Source organism: Roseomonas populi (assembly GCF_024594815.1).
GTDB classification, from domain to species: domain Bacteria; phylum Pseudomonadota; class Alphaproteobacteria; order Acetobacterales; family Acetobacteraceae; genus Roseomonas; species Roseomonas populi.
In genome coordinates this window covers 16,440-30,397 of record NZ_JANJOU010000008.1, presented here as the reverse complement: position 1 = coordinate 30,397, position 13,958 = coordinate 16,440, and the positions used below count along the sequence as shown (strand labels likewise).

Here is a 13,958-nt window from a genome sequence, read left to right as displayed (position 1 = left end):
CGTTGTCGGCCAGGTTCCCGAACCACCCGCCATCCACGGCGTTGTGCCGGGTGACGCGGCGAGGCCGGTCCTGGCCGCAGACCCGCCTTCGCGGGAGAGGGAAAGGCCGGGATGCCGATCGCACCGCCCCTCCACCATGCCGCCTTGCTCCCGGCCGAAGGGACCGGACCAGGATGAGGTTCCGGGACCGGGCCGAGGCGGGCCGCCAACTCGCCGCCCGCCTCTCGCACCTGCGGGACGCCGGCCCGGTGGTGCTCGCCCTCCCGCGCGGCGGCGTGCCGGTCGGCTTCGAGGTGGCGAAGGCGCTGTCCGCGCCGCTCGACCTGCTGGTCGTGCGCAAGCTCGGCGCGCCCGGCATGCCGGAACTTGCCGCGGGCGCCGTGGTGGACGGAGCGGCCCAGGGCGTCGTCCGGAACGAGGAGGTGATCCGGCATTTCGGGATCACCGATGCCGCGCTGGAGCAGGAGGCGGCCCGCCAGCGCCTGGAAATCGCGCGCCGGCGGGCCGCCTACCTGCGCGGCCGCCTCCCGCTCGCCCTCACCGGACGCACCGCGATCGTCGTGGATGACGGCATCGCCACCGGCGCAACGGTGCGCGCGGCCTTGTCGGCGCTGTCCGGCCCGGCCGGAGCACGGCGGGTTGTGCTGGCGGCGCCCGTCGCCGCGGAAGCGGTGGCGGGAGAGTTCCGGGCGCTGTGCGACGAGGCCGTTTTCCTGCACACGCCGCGGGCGCTCCGCGCCGTGAGTGCCTATTACGACGACTTCGACCAGACCGAGGACGGGGAGGTGGTCGCGCTGCTCGACCGGGCCTCGGCCTGGATGGGTGCCTCCGCCGCGGATCGGGCAGGGGAAGAATAGCCCCCCGGCAATGGCCGCCTTTTTGCCGGCGCCAAAGGGGGTGCTGGGGCGAGAGGCCCCTTTACAGGGCCCGCCACGTCGTGATGGCGCCGCCGCGCCGGTGGTGATTAAACTTCCGCAATTATGCAGAGAAGCCCCGGCACAGGGGCCACGGGAGACGTTCACATGCCCATCCGTTTCACCCTCAACGGCAAGCCCGTGGAGGCGGAGCCTGCCGCCTCCGACATGCCGCTCCTCTATCTCCTGCGGGAGGAGCCCTTCGCGCTGAACGGGCCGCGCTTCGGCTGCGGCCTGGCGCAGTGCGGCGCCTGCACCGTCCTGATCGACGGGCGCGCCGTGCGCTCCTGCTCCTACCCCGCCGAGGCCGTGGAAGGGCAGGCGGTGATGACCCTGGAAGGGCTGGGCACGGCCGCGAACCCGCACCCGCTCCAGGCCGCCTTCCACGCCGAAGGTGCGGGCCAGTGCGGCTACTGCACCAACGGGATGATCATGCAATCGGCCGACCTGCTCTCCCAGAACCGGCGGCCGAGCGAGGACGAGATCAAGGAGGCGCTGGCGCAGAACCTATGCCGCTGCGGCGGGCACAACCGCATGGTCGCTGCAGTGCGCCGCGCCGCCGCGCAAATGGCCGGTTGAGGGGAGGGGACCATGAAAGCCATGCTTTCCCGCCGCGCCGCCCTGACGGCGGGCGCAGGACTTTTCGTCGCGCTCGGCCTTCCGGGCGCGCCCGGTGCCCTGGCGCAGACCAACCTTTCGAACCCGCCGGCGACGGACGTGGATTCCATGATCGTCATCAGCGCGGACGGGCGCTGCGCGGTGCTGACGAGCAAGACGGAGTTCGGCCAGGGCATCCTCGCCTCCCTCGCCCAGATCGCGGCCGAGGAGCTCGACCTGCCCTATGAGATGGTCGAGGTGCCGCATCCCGACACCGACCGGATGCCGGACCACGGCCTGACGGGCGGCAGCGCCACCCTGCAGGTGGTCGGGCCGCGGGTCCGGATCGCCGCCGCCACCGCCCGCGCCGCACTTGTCCGCATGGGCGCCGAGAGGCTGGGCGTCACCCTGGAGGCGGTGGAGACGGCCGATGGCGCCGTGCGCGTGAAGAACGCGCCGGACCGCCGCGCGCCCTATGCCGAGCTGATCGGTGGGCGGCGCTTCGACCTCCAGCCCGACCCGAACGCGCGGGTGAAGCCGCGCGCGGAGTGGAAGGTGGCGGGCCGGCCGCAACCCCGGCCCGAACTGCTGGCGAAGCTGACGGGCGGCGGCGACTACATCCACAATCTTCGCCTGCCGGGGATGCTGCACGCCCGCGTGATCCATGCCCCAGGCCTCGGCGCGGAGCCAGCCTCGGTGGACGCCTCCTCCATCGCGGAGATCCCCGCGCGGATCGTGCGGCGGAACGGGCTGCTCGCGGTGGTGGCGGAGCGCGAATGGGACGCGGTGCGCGCAGCGCGCGACCTGAAGGTGGAGTGGACGGCGGGGAAGGCCATCCCCTCCATGGAGGAGGTCTATGACGCCGCGCGCCGCACGCCGGAGGTCCGCCAGGACGTGACGGTGAACCGGGGCAACCCGGAAACCGCGCTGACCGAGGCCGCGATGCGGCTGGAGGCGACCTACAGCTTCGGCGTGCAGACCCATGGCACCATCGGCCCTTCCTGCGCCGTCGCGCAGTTCGAGGGCGGGCGGCTGACCGTGCATTCCGGCACCCAGGCGCCCTTCGACCTGCGGGAGCAGATCGCGAAGACACTGGGCCTGGGCTCGCCGGAGGTCCGCGTGGTCTATCACCACTCCTCCGGCTGCTTCGGCCGGAACGGGCTGGAGGACGCGGCCGCCGAGTGCGCGGCGCTGGCGATGGAGCTCGCCCCCCGCCCCGTGCGGCTGCAATGGATGCGGCACGACGAGCACGGGTCGGAGCCGAAGGGGCCGCCCGTGGTGATGGACCTGAAGGGCGGCATCACGGCCGAGGGCCGCATGGCGGCGTGGGACTCCGAGGGCTGGGTGCCGCACTCCACCGTCACCCTGCTCCGCACCACGGCATCCCAGCTGCTGGACAAGGAGGATGGCGGCGCGCCCGGTTCGGGCAACTGGCACGCCAACTCCAACCCGCCCTATGACGGCATCCCCGCGGCGAAGACCGTGGTCCACCGGATCGCGGAAACGCCCTTCCGCCCCTCCTGGATCCGCACGCCGGGCCGGGTGCAGAACTGCTTCGCGGTGGAATCCTTCACGGACGAGCTGGCGGCGGCGGCGCGGAAGGACCCGGTGCGGTTCCGGCTCGACCACCTCTCCGACCCCCGTGGCCGCGCGGTGATCGAGGCGGCGGCCCGGATCGCGAACTGGGATGAGCGACCCTCTCCAAGAGGAGGGGAGGGGAGCGGGAATTTCCGGCGCGGCCGCGGCATCGCCTATATCCGCTACGACAACACACGGACCTATGTGGCCTGCGTGATCGCGGCAGAGGTGAACCTGGACAACGGGGCGATCCGGGCGACCGATGCCTGGATTGCCGAGGATTGCGGCCAGGTGATCAATCCCGACGGCATCCGGATGCAGGCGGAGGGCTGCGTCGTTCAGACCCTGTCCCGCTGCCTGCGCGAGGAGATCGCGTGGGAGGGGAACCGGATCACCACCCTCGACTGGGCGAGCTACCCCCTCATCACATTCCCGGAGGTGCCGCGGATCACGGTGGAGATCCTGGACAGGCCGGACCAGCCGATGTGGGGTGCCGGGGAACCGGCGGCCGCCGTGATCGCGCCGGCCTTCGGCAACGCGATCTTCGACGCAACCGGCGCGCGGCTGCGGCGCGCGCCCTTCACGCCGGAGCGGGTGAAGGCAGCGCTGAACGGCGCGGCCAAGACGCCGCTGCCCTAGCCAGGGCGGCACCCGCCGCTCCAAGCCGGCCCTGACGTGACCCACGACGTGCGGGAACGGCACGGCGATCCGGCCGAGGCACGCACTCTCGCCGCGGCAGGCCGGCCTTCCGCTCACCGGCGGCGTCGTTCAACCGGCTGCGCGGCAGGCTCGCGGCGTGAGCATTCCAGGAGAGACGAAAGAATGACCCCCATCATCACTCGCCGCGGCCTCGGGCGCGGCCTCGTGGCCGGCGCGGCCGTACTCTCATCCCGTGGTTTGGCCCGGGCGCAAGGCGCATGGCCGAACCGTCCGGTGAAGCTCGTCGTGCCCTTCGGGCCTGGGGGCGCGGCGGACACGCTCGCCCGCGTCATCGCCCAGCCCTTCCCACAGGCCGCGGGCGGCGGGTCCCTCGTCGTGGAGAACCGCTCGGGCGGCGGCGGCACCATCGGGGGCGGCGCGATCGCGACGGCGCGGCCGGACGGCTACAACCTCATGGTCGCCGATATGGGGCCGAACGCGGTGGGGAAAGAACTCATCCCCGCGCTCTCCTACGATCCGCTCCACGCCTTCACGCCGATCGTGCACCTGGTGAACCTGCCCCTCGTGCTGATCACGCGCGCGGACCTGGGCGTGTCCGACGTGCCCGCGTTCATCGCGCTCGCGAAGTCGCGCAGCCGGCCCCTGTCCTACGCGGCACCTTCCGTCGGCCACCCCACGCATCTCGCGGACGAGCTCTTCCTCGCCAAGGCCGGCGCGCGCTCGGAGCCCGTGCAGTACCGCAGCGGGGCCGAAGTGCTGCGCTCCCTGGTCGCGAAGGAAACGGACTGGGCGATCATCTCCGTCTCCTCCGCGCTGCCCTTCATCCAGGAAGGGAAGGTCAAGGCGCTCGCCGTGGCGAACCGCGAGCCGATTCCGTCGCTGCCGGGCCTGCCGCCCATCGCGGCGACTCTGCCGGGCTTCGAGGCGACGACGTGGCATGGCATCGCCGGGCCAGCGGGCATGGATACCGCCCTCGTCCAGCGGATCAACGAGGTGTTCAACGCCATCATCGGCCGGCCGGAGGTGCGGGAGAACCTGACCCGTACGCAGGGTGCCGAGTTCGTCGGCGGCTCGCCCGATTCCTTTGCGACCTTCGTCCGGAAGGAAGCGGAGCGCTGGCTTCCCATCATCCAGGCCGCGAGCATCCGGGCGGAGTAGCCGGGTGGCCCTGGCGCCCATGGCGTGCCCGCACCGCCGGGCTGGACCTCCTCCCGCGCCATGCGCACACTCCGCACGCGCGGGCGAGCGGGCCACCACCTGTTGCCCAGCGCCTGATGTCGGAGCCATGTGATGCATCGTTCCCTGGTGATTCTGGCGCTTGCCGCCCTGGCGACGCCAGCGGCGGCAGCGGATGCCGAGAGGGGAGGGACCCTGTTCCAGCGGCAATGCGTTGCCTGTCACCAACTGGCCCAGCCCCGCAACGGCGTGGGGCCGCACCTCCAGGGCGTGGTTGGCCGGGCTGCCGGTTCGGTCCAGGGGTTCAACTACTCGCCCGCGATGAAGAATGCCGGGATCGAGTGGACCCCGGATCAGCTGGACACCTACCTGGCTAATCCCATCGCGAAGGTGCCGGGCTCCCGGATGCCGACGCGCGTGCCCAACGAGGCGGACCGCGCCGACATCATCGCCTTCCTGCAGGGCGCCGCCACGCCCTGAGCCGGCCGGCCATTCCCGATCAAGGTGCTTTCGATCGGCAGGATGGCGGCCAGCACCGGTGATTGCAGGACAGCAACGCGATCGCCCGGGTTACCGGGGCGCCGCTCACCCCCGCTTTTCCAGCAGCCCCCCGTCCACGGGCAGGATTACGCCGGTGATGTAGCCGGCCTCGTCCGAGGCCAGGAACACCGCGGCGTTCGCCACGTCCCAGGCCGTGCCCATCCGCCCCATCGGCACCAGCGCCTCGCGCTCCGCCCGCACCACCTCGCGCGGCACGCCGCGCTCCTGCGCGCGGCGCTCGATCGCCATGGGCGTGTCGATCAGCCCGGGCAGGATGACGTTGGCGCGGATGCCGTGACGCGCGTTCTCCATCGCGATGTGCTGGGTCAGCGCGTTCACCCCGGCCTTGCTCGTCTTGTAGGTCACGGTCGGCCGCGCGGAGAGCGAGGAGGTGGAGGAGATGTTGATGATGCAGCCGGACTTCTGCGCGACCATGTGCGGCAGGGCGTGCTTGCAGGTCATGAACATGCCCTTGAGGTTCATGCCCATGATGGCGTCCCACATGTCGGCGTCCATCTCCGCCGTCTTCCGGTCCCCCCTGGAACGGCCGACATTGTTGTGCAGCACGTCGATGCGGCCGTAGCGCTCCACGCAGGTCCGGGCGATGGCGGCGCAGTCCTCCTCCTTCGTGATGTCGGCGCGCAGGGTGGAAGCGGGGCGGCCATGCCGCTCCACCGCTGCGCGCGTGGCCTCCGCCCACTCCTCGTTGATGTCCACCAGCAGCAGCGTCGCGCCCTCTTCCGCGAAGCGCTCCGCCACCGCGCGCCCATTGCCGATCGTCTCGCCGGGCTGCTGCCCCGCGCCGACGACGATCGCGACCTTGCCTTCAAGCCGTCCGGCCATGTTCTTTTCCTTCAATCCGAGGTGATGCGGCCGTCGGTCACCACGCGCCGCCAGCGGGCCTCCTCGGCACGCATGAAGCGGGTCATCTCCTCGGGGCTGTTCACCGCGACGGTCAGCCCCTCGCTCGCCAGGCGGGAGTGGTAGGCGGGCGCGGCCGTCACCTTCTTCATCGCCTCGTTCAGCCGCGCCAGGATCGGCGCCGGCGTGCCGCCGGGTGCGAAGACGGCGTACCAGACCTCCGCCTCGTAGCCCGGCAGGGTCTCCGCGATCGTGGGCACGCCCTCATAGGCCGGGGTGCGCTGCGGGGAGGTGACGGCCACCGCGCGCATCCGGTCGCCCTTCACGAAGGCCGCCACGCCGCCCGCCGTGCCGAACACCATGTCCAGCCGCCCACCCAGCAGATCGGTATAGGCCGGCCCCGCGCCGCGATAGGGCACGTGGGTGATGTCCACCCCGGCCATCAGCTTGAACAGCTCCGCCGCCAGGTGCACGGCCGATCCGTTGCCGGAGGATCCGTATGTCAGCTCTCCCGGCTTCGCCTTCGCCGCGCTGATGATGTCCGCCACGCTGCGATAGGGGCTGTCCGGCCGCACCACCAGCACGTTCGGCCCGTGGCAGATCAGCCCGACCTCGGAGAAGCCCTTCTCCGTATCGTAGGGCAGGCTTTTCACGAGCGAGGCGTTGATCGCTAGCGCCGAAGTGGTGAGCAGCAGCGTGTAGCCGTCCGGCGCCGCCTTGGACGCCAGGTCGGACCCCAGCACCGTGCCGCCGCCCGGCCGGTTGTCGATCACCACGGCCTGCCCGAGCTCCGTCGAGAGCATCTGGGCCAGCTCTCGCCCGACCACATCCGTCCCGCCGCCAGCAGTGAAGGGCACGATCACCCGGATAGGCCGGGAGGGATAGGCATCCGCGCCCAGGGCCGGGAGGGCGCGCAGCGGGGCCAGGAGCCCAGCCGCGGCGGAAAGGCGCAGCAGGCTCCGCCGCCGCGTGGGCGGTCTCGTTCCGGCGGCCCGGTCGCCGCGCTGCCCGGTGTTCATGGCGCATCCCTCCGCTTCGTTCTGGCGGCAAGCTAGGCCGCCACTTCCGTCCTGCGCAAGTCACTTCCATCACGTGAAAGGAAGGGCTAGCCTGCCGGTATGGCAAAGCAGCCCCGACGCGCACCGAAGCCCGCCGCGGAACCCGCGCCCGAGGAGGCGCCGGCGCCCTCCGGCGCGCCGCTGCGCGCCGTGCCGCCCCTCGCACCCGTCGGCGGGCTGCCCGGCGACGGCGTGCGCGCCGTGGACCGTGCCCTGGTCCTGCTGCGCGCCTTCCGGGAGGAGGACGGGCCGCTGGGCCTGACGGAGCTTTCCCGCCGAGCCGGGCTGAACATGACCACCGCGCTGCGCCTGCTCGGCACGCTGGAAGGGCACGGCTTCGTCAAGCGCCTGCCCTCCGGCGGCTACCTCCTCGGCCCCACCCTGCTGCTGCTGGGCGACCTGTTCCGCCGATCCCTTCGCCTGGAGCACCACGTCATGCCCGCGCTGGAGCGACTGCGCGCCGAGAGCCGGGAGAGCGCCGCCTTCTTCGTGCGGGAGGGCGATCAGCGCCGCTGCGTCTTCCGCCTGGATTCACCCCAGCTCGTGCGTGACGTCGCCCATGTCGGCGAGGCCCAGCCCCTCGGCCGCGGCGCCCATGGCCGCTCGCTCATCGCGCTGGAGATCGGCGAGGCCCTGCCCGTGGTCAGCCGGGGCGAGCGGCTGCCCCAGATCGCCGCCATCGCCTGCCCCGTGCTGGACGCGGACGGCAAGGTCGCCGGTTCCATCGGCATCTCCGTGCCGCTCTACCGCTTCACGCCGGAGACGGAGGCGATCTGCGTGCCCCTGGTGCTGCGGGAAGCCATGGCCATGACTCGCGACCTGGGCGGCGACCCGGCGCCGCTGGAACGCGCCGCGCGCTGAGCGCCGCAAGGGAGAAACGGAAGAGATGGCACGCATTCAACTGACGCCCGAGGCGGATCGCACGGTCGAGGAGCAGGAGGTCTGCCAGGAGGCCGTCTCCGGCATCCGCGGCCGCGTGCCCGCCCCGATGATCGCCTGGCTGAAGAACCCGGAACTGGCCCGCCGCGGCCAGCGCCTCGGCGAGCTGCTGCGCTACCAGACCACGCTCGAGCCGCGCCTGAGCGAGCTGGCCATCTTGATCGTCGGGCGCCACTGGACGGCGCACTACGAGTGGACCGTGCACAAGCGCGAGGGGCTGAAAGCCGGGATGGACCCGGAGGTGGTGGCCGCCATCGCCGAGCGCCGCGCGCCCGTGCTGCGGGACGCTCAGGAGCAGGCGATCTACGATGTCTCCACCACCCTGATGGCCACGCGCCGCGTGCCGGACGACCTCTACCGCCGCGGGGTGGAAGTCCTGGGCGAGCGCGGCATGGTCGAGCTCGTGGCCCTGCTCGGCTACTACACCCTCGTCGCGATGACACTGAACGTCTTCGAGATCGGCCTGCCCGACGCCTTCGCGCCGGAACTGGGCGCAGAACCGGGAGACCCTGTGCCGTGACGGCCTGGGAACCGAGCCTCCGCTACCCTGATCCGGCAATTCGCGCGCTGGACCACAGCTTCGAGCGGTATCACCTGGCGCTGGCCGGCGTGGAGCGCCTCCACACCGGCTGCCGCTGGGCCGAAGGCCCGGTCTGGTTCGGCGCCTGGCGCAGCCTGCTCTTCAGCGACGTGCCCAACGACCGCATCCTCCTCTGGAGCGAGGCCACCGGCACCGTCTCCACCTTCCGCGCCCCCTCCAACCGCGCCAACGGCAACACGCGGGACCGCGAAGGACGCCTCGTCACCTGCGAGCACGGCAGCGAGGCCGGCGGCCGCCGCGTGACCCGGACCGAGCATGACGGCGCGATCACCGTGCTCCTCGACTCCTTCGGCGGCAAGCGCCTGAACTCCCCCAACGACGTGGTGGTGAAGTCGGACGGCTCCATCTGGTTCACCGACCCGCCCTTCGGCATCGTCGGCCACTACCAGGGCGAGAAGGCCGAGCAGGAGCTCCCCGCCAACATCTACCGCATCGACGGCGCCACCGGCCGCGCGACGGTGGTGGCGGACGACGTGAACGGCCCCAACGGCCTCGCCTTCAGCCCGGACGAATCGAAGCTCTACGTCATCGAATCCCGCGCCCGCCCGCGCAACATCCGCGTCTTCGACGTGGCGGGCGACACCCTGCGCAACACCCGCGTGCTGGTCGATGCCGGCACCGGCACGCCGGACGGCTTCCGCGTGGACGTGGACGGCAATCTCTGGTGCGGCTGGGGCATGGACCCGGAGCAGGACGGCGTACGCGTCTTCAACCCCGCCGGCGAGCCCATCGGCCACATCCACCTGCCGGAGCGCTGCGCCAACCTCGCCTTCGGCGGGCGCCACCGCAACCGGCTGTTCATGGCTGCCAGCCACTCCCTCTACGCGCTCTACGTCAACACGCAGGGAACGCCCGGCGGCTAGCCGCGCCCTGATCCGGAAGGAAACGCCCATGACCACCCGCCGCCAGCTCGCCGGCCTGATTGCCGCCGCAGCGATCCCTCTCGCCCGCCCCGCCCTCGCGCAGTCCGCCCGCATCCCGGACGGCCCCATCCGCCTCGTCGTGCCCTTCCCGCCCGGCGGCCCGAACGACCTCGTCGCCCGCGTGCTCGGCCAGAAGCTCGGCGCCATCCTCGAGCGCAACGTGGTGGTGGAGAACCGCTCCGGCGCCGGCGGCGTGATCGGCACGGACAACGTGGTGAAATCCGCGCCCGATGGCCGCAGCCTCTGCCTTACCAGCGCGGGTGCCATCGCCATCTCCCCCGTGCTCGGCGCCCCCATGCCCTTCGACGTCGCGAAAGACGTGGCCCCCATCACCCTCGTCGCGCTGATGCCGGAATTGCTGGCGGTGCCGCCCTCCCTCCCCGTGAACAGCGTGGCGGAGCTGGTGGACTACGCGAAGAAGAACCCGGGGAAGGTGAATTACGGCTCCTCCGGCATCGGCTCCATGCCCCACCTGGCCGGGGAAGCCTTCCGCGCCGCCGCCGGGATCGACATCACCCACGTCCCCTATCGCGGCGCCGCGCCTGCCGTCACGGATCTCATCGCCGGCCAGGTGCAGATGATGTTCGCGGACATGCCGGCCATGATGTCCCAGGTGCAGGGCAACGCCCTTCGCCCCATCGCCCTCGCCAGCGGCGAGCGCTCCCCCCTCCTGCCGCAGACGCCCACCATGGCCGAGGCCGGCGTGCCGGTCGTCGCGGACAACTGGTACGGCCTCGTCACCTCGTCGAAGGTGCCCGCCCCGATCCAGGCCCTGCTGCAGGAGGCCGCCGCGCGCGCCCTGCGCGACCCGGATCTGGTGAAGGCTTACGCCGAGCAGGGCGCCCGCCCCGTCGGCGGCACGCAGGCCGAGTTCCGCGACTTCATCGTGGCCGAGAGCGCCCGTTGGGGCGAGGTCGGCCGCCGCGCCAACATCCGGATGGACTGAGGCGGAACGCCTCCCTCAACAAGCAGGAGACCAAACAATGGCAGGACGCCTCGAAGGAAAGGTCGCCGTCATCACCGGCGCCGGCTCCGTCGGCCCGGGCTGGGGCAATGGCCGCGCCGCCGCCGTGCTCTTCGCGCGCGAAGGCGCGCTCGTCTACGGCGTGGACAAGAACCCCGGCGCCATGGATGAAACCGCCGCCCGCATCCGCGAGGAAGGCGGCCGCTTCGCCGCCGGCAGCTGCGACGTGATGAGCAGCGATTCCATCGCCGCCATGGTGCAGGCGGCGCTGGCAGAATACGGCCGCATCGACGTGCTGGTGAACAATGTCGGCGGCTCCGCCAAGGGTGGCCCGGTGGAGATGAGCGAGGAGGTCTGGGACACCCAGATCGACTACAACCTGAAGAGCGTCTTCCTCACCTGCAAGCACGTCCTGCCCGTCATGGAACGGCAGGGCGGCGGCGCCATCGTCAACACCGCCTCCACCTCCGGCCTCCGCTGGACCGGCGCGGCACAGGTCGCCTACGCGGCCTCCAAGGCTGGGATCATCCAGTTCTCCCGCGTCGTCGCCGTGGAGTACGCCGCCCGCAACATCCGCGTGAACACCGTGGTCCCCGGCCAGATGCACACTCCGATGGTGGAGACGCGCTTGGCCGGCCAGCGCGCGGGCGGCGACGTGCAGGCGCTCCTCGCTTCCCGCGTCAAGCGCATCCCGCTCGGCTTCGCCGGCGACGGGCGCGACACGGCGGCCGCCGCCCTCTTCCTCGCCTCGGACGAGGCGCGCTTCGTCACGGGCACGGAGATCGTGGTGGATGGCGGCATGTCCGTCCGCTGCGACTGAACGACAAGACGAGGAAACGTCCCATGGTCCCGCCCCTTGCCCGCCGCGCCCTGCTCGGCGCGGCCCTGGCCGCACCCGCGCTGCGCGGCGCCGCCGCCCAGTCCTTCCCCGACAAGCCCATCCGCCTGCTTGTGCCCTTCCCGCCGGGTGGCCCGGTGGATCTCTCCGCCCGCATCGTGGCCCAGGCGCTGTCGGAGGAGCTGAAGACTTCCGTGGTGGTGGAGAACCGCTCCGGCGCCGGCGGGGTGGTGGGCACGGACGCGGTCGCGAAGGCCCAGCCGGACGGCTACACCCTCGGCTTCAGCAGCACCGGCGCCGTGGCGGTGAACGTCACGCTCCTGCCGAACAACCCATACGACTCCCGCAAGGACTTCGCGCCCGTCTCCATCGTGGCCGGCGTGCCCACCCTGCTCTGCGTGAACCCCAAGCTCCCGGCCCGCAGCGTGGCGGAGCTCGTCGCGCTGGCCAAGGCGCAGCCCGGCCGCCTGAACTTCGGCTCCTCCGGCCCTGGCGGCACGCCGCATCTCTCCGGCGAGCGCTTCAAGCTCGCCACCGGCGCCAACATCGCCCATGTCCCCTATCGCGGCGCCGCCCCCGCCATCACCGCCCTGCTGGCGGATGAGGTGGAGGTCGCCTTTCTCGACCTCCCCGTGCTGCTGCCCCATGTGCAGGAAGGCCGCCTCCGCGCCCTCGCCGTCACCAGCCCGCAGCGCTCCCCCGCCCTGCCCGAGGTCCCGACCTTCGCCGAGGCCGGCGTCCAGGGCATGGAGATCGAGAACTGGTATGCCCTCCTCGCCCCCGCCGGCACGCCGCCCGATCGCGTGGCCCGTCTCCATGCCGCCACCGCCGCCGCCATGGCCCGGCCCGCCACCGCCAACCAGTTCATCTCCCAGGGCGCCCGCATCATCGTCAGCCGCCCGGACGAAGCCCTGTCCTTCATCCGCGAGGAAGTGGGCCGCTGGGGCGAGGTGGTGCGCGCCGCCGGCGTGAAGGCCGACTGATGCCCGGCTACACACCCCCGCCGAACGCCTGCGACGCCCACTGCCACATCTGGGGCCCCACGGCGCGCTTCCCCTTCGCGGAGAACCGCCCCTTCACCCCGCCTGACCGCGGGAAGGAGGACCTGGCCGCCCTCTACGCCCGCCTCGGGCTCACCCGCTCTGTCATCGTCCAGGCCATCGTCCACGGCACCGACAACCGCGCCATGCTGGATGCCATCGCCTCCAGCAACGGCCGCTACCGCGGCATCGCCCTGATCGACGACAGCTTCGACGACAAGGCCCTCCAGGCCCTGCACGAGGGCGGCATCCGCGGCGTGCGCTTCGGCTTCGTGAAGCACCTGAAGGCGCGCCCCGACCTCGGCTTCTTCCGTCGCACCGTGGACCGCATCGCCCCCCTCGGCTGGCACGCCCAGATCCACCTGGACGCCGCCGACCTGATCGAGCTTCGGGACGAGCTGGACGCCCTCCGCATCCCCTTCGTCATCGACCATATGGGCCGCGTGGACGCCGCGGGCGGCCCCGACCAGCCCGCCTTCCGCGCCCTGCTGGAACAAGTGCGGCGTGAGAACTGCTGGGTGAAGCTCTCCGGCAGCGATCGCGTCTCGGCGACCGGTGCACCCTTCCACGATGCTCTGCCCTTCGCCCGCGCCCTGATCGCGGCCGCGCCGGACCGCGTCGTCTGGGGCACGGACTTCCCGCACTCCAATCCCCGCCACGCCGTGGAGGACGACGCCGCCCTGCTGGACCTTCTGCCGCTGATGGCGGAGGAGAGCGGCCTGCAGCGCCTGCTGGTGGACAACCCCGCCCGCCTCTACGGCTTCTGACAGCGGCGGCATCAGGGGCCAGCGCCGGGCAACAGCCCGGCCTGGCCGCTCCATCACGCCCGGACGGCGAAGCCCGCCAATGTCGCGTAGCCCTGCGTCACCGCCGCGATCTCCTCCGGCCGTACCACGTCCTCCAGCCTCTCGAAGCCGGCAGGCGCACGCTCCGCGACCAGGTCGATGACCCGCTCCGGCCCGCCCGTCCTGTTGGAGCCGACCAGGGCCGCCGTGGCCGGTAGCCGCCCCGCCTCGTAGGCCGCCAGCGCATCCTGGGCCGGTCGCGACGCCAGCAGCTCCGCAAGGCAGCGCGCGTCAAGGATCGCCTGGGACGCGCCGTTGGAGCCCACGGGGTACATGGAATGCGCCGCATCCCCCATCAGCGTCACGCGCCCTCGCGTCCAGAAGGGCAGGGGATCCCGGTCACACATCGGGTACTCGAAGATCTCCCTCGTCGCACGGATCAGCGCTTCCACGTCGATGAAGGGCAGGCACAGCCGCCCGGCGA

General features: G+C 72.0%; 15 protein-coding genes. 12 read left to right on the top strand and 3 right to left on the bottom strand.

The window, feature by feature from the left end:
• The first annotated feature begins 173 nt into the window (after positions 1-173).
• From NRP21_RS10955 to NRP21_RS10935, 5 genes are all read left to right on the top strand, one after another.
• Entirely contained in the window at positions 174-857 is a 684-nt protein-coding gene (locus NRP21_RS10955; RefSeq protein ID WP_257716240.1) for a phosphoribosyltransferase, read from the top strand.
• Positions 858-1,022: 165 nt separating this feature from the next.
• Positions 1,023-1,493: a (2Fe-2S)-binding protein gene (locus tag NRP21_RS10950; protein ID WP_257716239.1), complete on the top strand. Its 471-nt coding sequence runs from the start codon at positions 1,023-1,025 to the stop codon at positions 1,491-1,493.
• A gap of 12 nt (positions 1,494-1,505) precedes the next feature.
• A complete protein-coding gene (locus NRP21_RS10945; protein ID WP_257716238.1) occupies positions 1,506-3,728 on the top strand; it encodes a xanthine dehydrogenase family protein molybdopterin-binding subunit in 2,223 nt (740 codons plus the stop codon).
• Positions 3,729-3,911: 183 nt separating this feature from the next.
• Complete coding sequence (locus NRP21_RS10940; protein WP_257716237.1) at positions 3,912-4,907, top strand: Bug family tripartite tricarboxylate transporter substrate binding protein; 996 nt, start codon at positions 3,912-3,914, stop codon at positions 4,905-4,907.
• Positions 4,908-5,039: 132 nt separating this feature from the next.
• Positions 5,040-5,405, top strand: a complete 366-nt coding sequence (locus tag NRP21_RS10935; RefSeq protein WP_257716236.1) for a c-type cytochrome — start codon at positions 5,040-5,042, stop codon at positions 5,403-5,405.
• 105 nt (positions 5,406-5,510) lie between these two features.
• Here the strand turns inward: NRP21_RS10935 and NRP21_RS10930 are convergent, their stop codons facing one another.
• Complete coding sequence (locus NRP21_RS10930) at positions 5,511-6,308, bottom strand: SDR family NAD(P)-dependent oxidoreductase (RefSeq protein WP_257716235.1); 798 nt, start codon at positions 6,306-6,308, stop codon at positions 5,511-5,513.
• A gap of 11 nt (positions 6,309-6,319) precedes the next feature.
• Positions 6,320-7,345 (bottom strand): Bug family tripartite tricarboxylate transporter substrate binding protein, encoded by a 1,026-nt coding sequence (locus NRP21_RS10925; protein ID WP_257716234.1) that lies wholly within the window; start codon positions 7,343-7,345, stop codon positions 6,320-6,322.
• Positions 7,346-7,444: 99 nt separating this feature from the next.
• Between NRP21_RS10925 and NRP21_RS10920 the strand changes: the two genes are divergently transcribed.
• From NRP21_RS10920 to NRP21_RS10890, 7 genes are read left to right on the top strand one after another with little or no spacing between them, the layout of a single operon-like run.
• Positions 7,445-8,245 carry an IclR family transcriptional regulator gene (locus NRP21_RS10920; protein ID WP_257716233.1) on the top strand — a complete coding sequence of 267 codons (801 nt, stop codon included), beginning with the start codon at positions 7,445-7,447 and terminating at the stop codon, positions 8,243-8,245.
• 25 nt (positions 8,246-8,270) lie between these two features.
• Entirely contained in the window at positions 8,271-8,843 is a 573-nt protein-coding gene (locus NRP21_RS10915) for a carboxymuconolactone decarboxylase family protein (RefSeq protein WP_257716232.1), read from the top strand.
• Positions 8,840-9,787, top strand: coding sequence for an SMP-30/gluconolactonase/LRE family protein (locus NRP21_RS10910; protein WP_257716231.1), 948 nt, complete (start codon positions 8,840-8,842; stop codon positions 9,785-9,787). The genes NRP21_RS10915 and NRP21_RS10910 overlap by 4 nt, the downstream gene beginning before the upstream one ends.
• A 28-nt stretch (positions 9,788-9,815) precedes the next feature.
• Positions 9,816-10,793 carry a Bug family tripartite tricarboxylate transporter substrate binding protein gene (locus NRP21_RS10905; protein ID WP_257716230.1) on the top strand — a complete coding sequence of 326 codons (978 nt, stop codon included), beginning with the start codon at positions 9,816-9,818 and terminating at the stop codon, positions 10,791-10,793.
• 37 nt (positions 10,794-10,830) lie between these two features.
• Positions 10,831-11,631 (top strand): SDR family NAD(P)-dependent oxidoreductase, encoded by an 801-nt coding sequence (locus NRP21_RS10900; RefSeq protein ID WP_257716229.1) that lies wholly within the window; start codon positions 10,831-10,833, stop codon positions 11,629-11,631.
• 23 nt (positions 11,632-11,654) lie between these two features.
• Complete coding sequence (locus tag NRP21_RS10895) at positions 11,655-12,632, top strand: Bug family tripartite tricarboxylate transporter substrate binding protein (protein ID WP_257716228.1); 978 nt, start codon at positions 11,655-11,657, stop codon at positions 12,630-12,632.
• Positions 12,632-13,456, top strand: coding sequence for an amidohydrolase family protein (locus NRP21_RS10890; RefSeq protein ID WP_257716227.1), 825 nt, complete (start codon positions 12,632-12,634; stop codon positions 13,454-13,456). Before NRP21_RS10895 ends, NRP21_RS10890 begins: the two co-directional genes overlap by 1 nt.
• Before the next feature lie 53 nt (positions 13,457-13,509).
• Here NRP21_RS10890 and NRP21_RS10885 read toward each other — a convergent pair whose 3' ends face one another.
• Positions 13,510-13,926: an FAD-dependent monooxygenase gene (locus NRP21_RS10885; protein WP_308219877.1), complete on the bottom strand. Its 417-nt coding sequence runs from the start codon at positions 13,924-13,926 to the stop codon at positions 13,510-13,512.
• Between the last annotated feature and the right edge of the window lie 32 nt (positions 13,927-13,958).

Bases quoted from the DNA above. Each gene is read 5' to 3' on its own strand.
- NRP21_RS10935 (WP_257716236.1), top strand. From the start codon at position 5,040: ATGCATCGTTCCCTGGTGATTCTGGCGCTTGCCGCCCTGGCGACGCCA.
- NRP21_RS10900 (WP_257716229.1), top strand. From the start codon at position 10,831: ATGGCAGGACGCCTCGAAGGAAAGGTCGCCGTCATCACCGGCGCCGGC.
- NRP21_RS10950 (WP_257716239.1), top strand. From the start codon at position 1,023: ATGCCCATCCGTTTCACCCTCAACGGCAAGCCCGTGGAGGCGGAGCCT.
- NRP21_RS10940 (WP_257716237.1), top strand. From the start codon at position 3,912: ATGACCCCCATCATCACTCGCCGCGGCCTCGGGCGCGGCCTCGTGGCC.
- NRP21_RS10920 (WP_257716233.1), top strand. From the start codon at position 7,445: ATGGCAAAGCAGCCCCGACGCGCACCGAAGCCCGCCGCGGAACCCGCG.
- NRP21_RS10905 (WP_257716230.1), top strand. From the start codon at position 9,816: ATGACCACCCGCCGCCAGCTCGCCGGCCTGATTGCCGCCGCAGCGATC.
- NRP21_RS10955 (WP_257716240.1), top strand. From the start codon at position 174: ATGAGGTTCCGGGACCGGGCCGAGGCGGGCCGCCAACTCGCCGCCCGC.
- NRP21_RS10930 (WP_257716235.1), bottom strand. From the start codon at position 6,308: ATGGCCGGACGGCTTGAAGGCAAGGTCGCGATCGTCGTCGGCGCGGGG.
- NRP21_RS10890 (WP_257716227.1), top strand. From the start codon at position 12,632: ATGCCCGGCTACACACCCCCGCCGAACGCCTGCGACGCCCACTGCCAC.
- NRP21_RS10925 (WP_257716234.1), bottom strand. From the start codon at position 7,345: ATGAACACCGGGCAGCGCGGCGACCGGGCCGCCGGAACGAGACCGCCC.
- NRP21_RS10895 (WP_257716228.1), top strand. From the start codon at position 11,655: ATGGTCCCGCCCCTTGCCCGCCGCGCCCTGCTCGGCGCGGCCCTGGCC.
- NRP21_RS10915 (WP_257716232.1), top strand. From the start codon at position 8,271: ATGGCACGCATTCAACTGACGCCCGAGGCGGATCGCACGGTCGAGGAG.
- NRP21_RS10945 (WP_257716238.1), top strand. From the start codon at position 1,506: ATGAAAGCCATGCTTTCCCGCCGCGCCGCCCTGACGGCGGGCGCAGGA.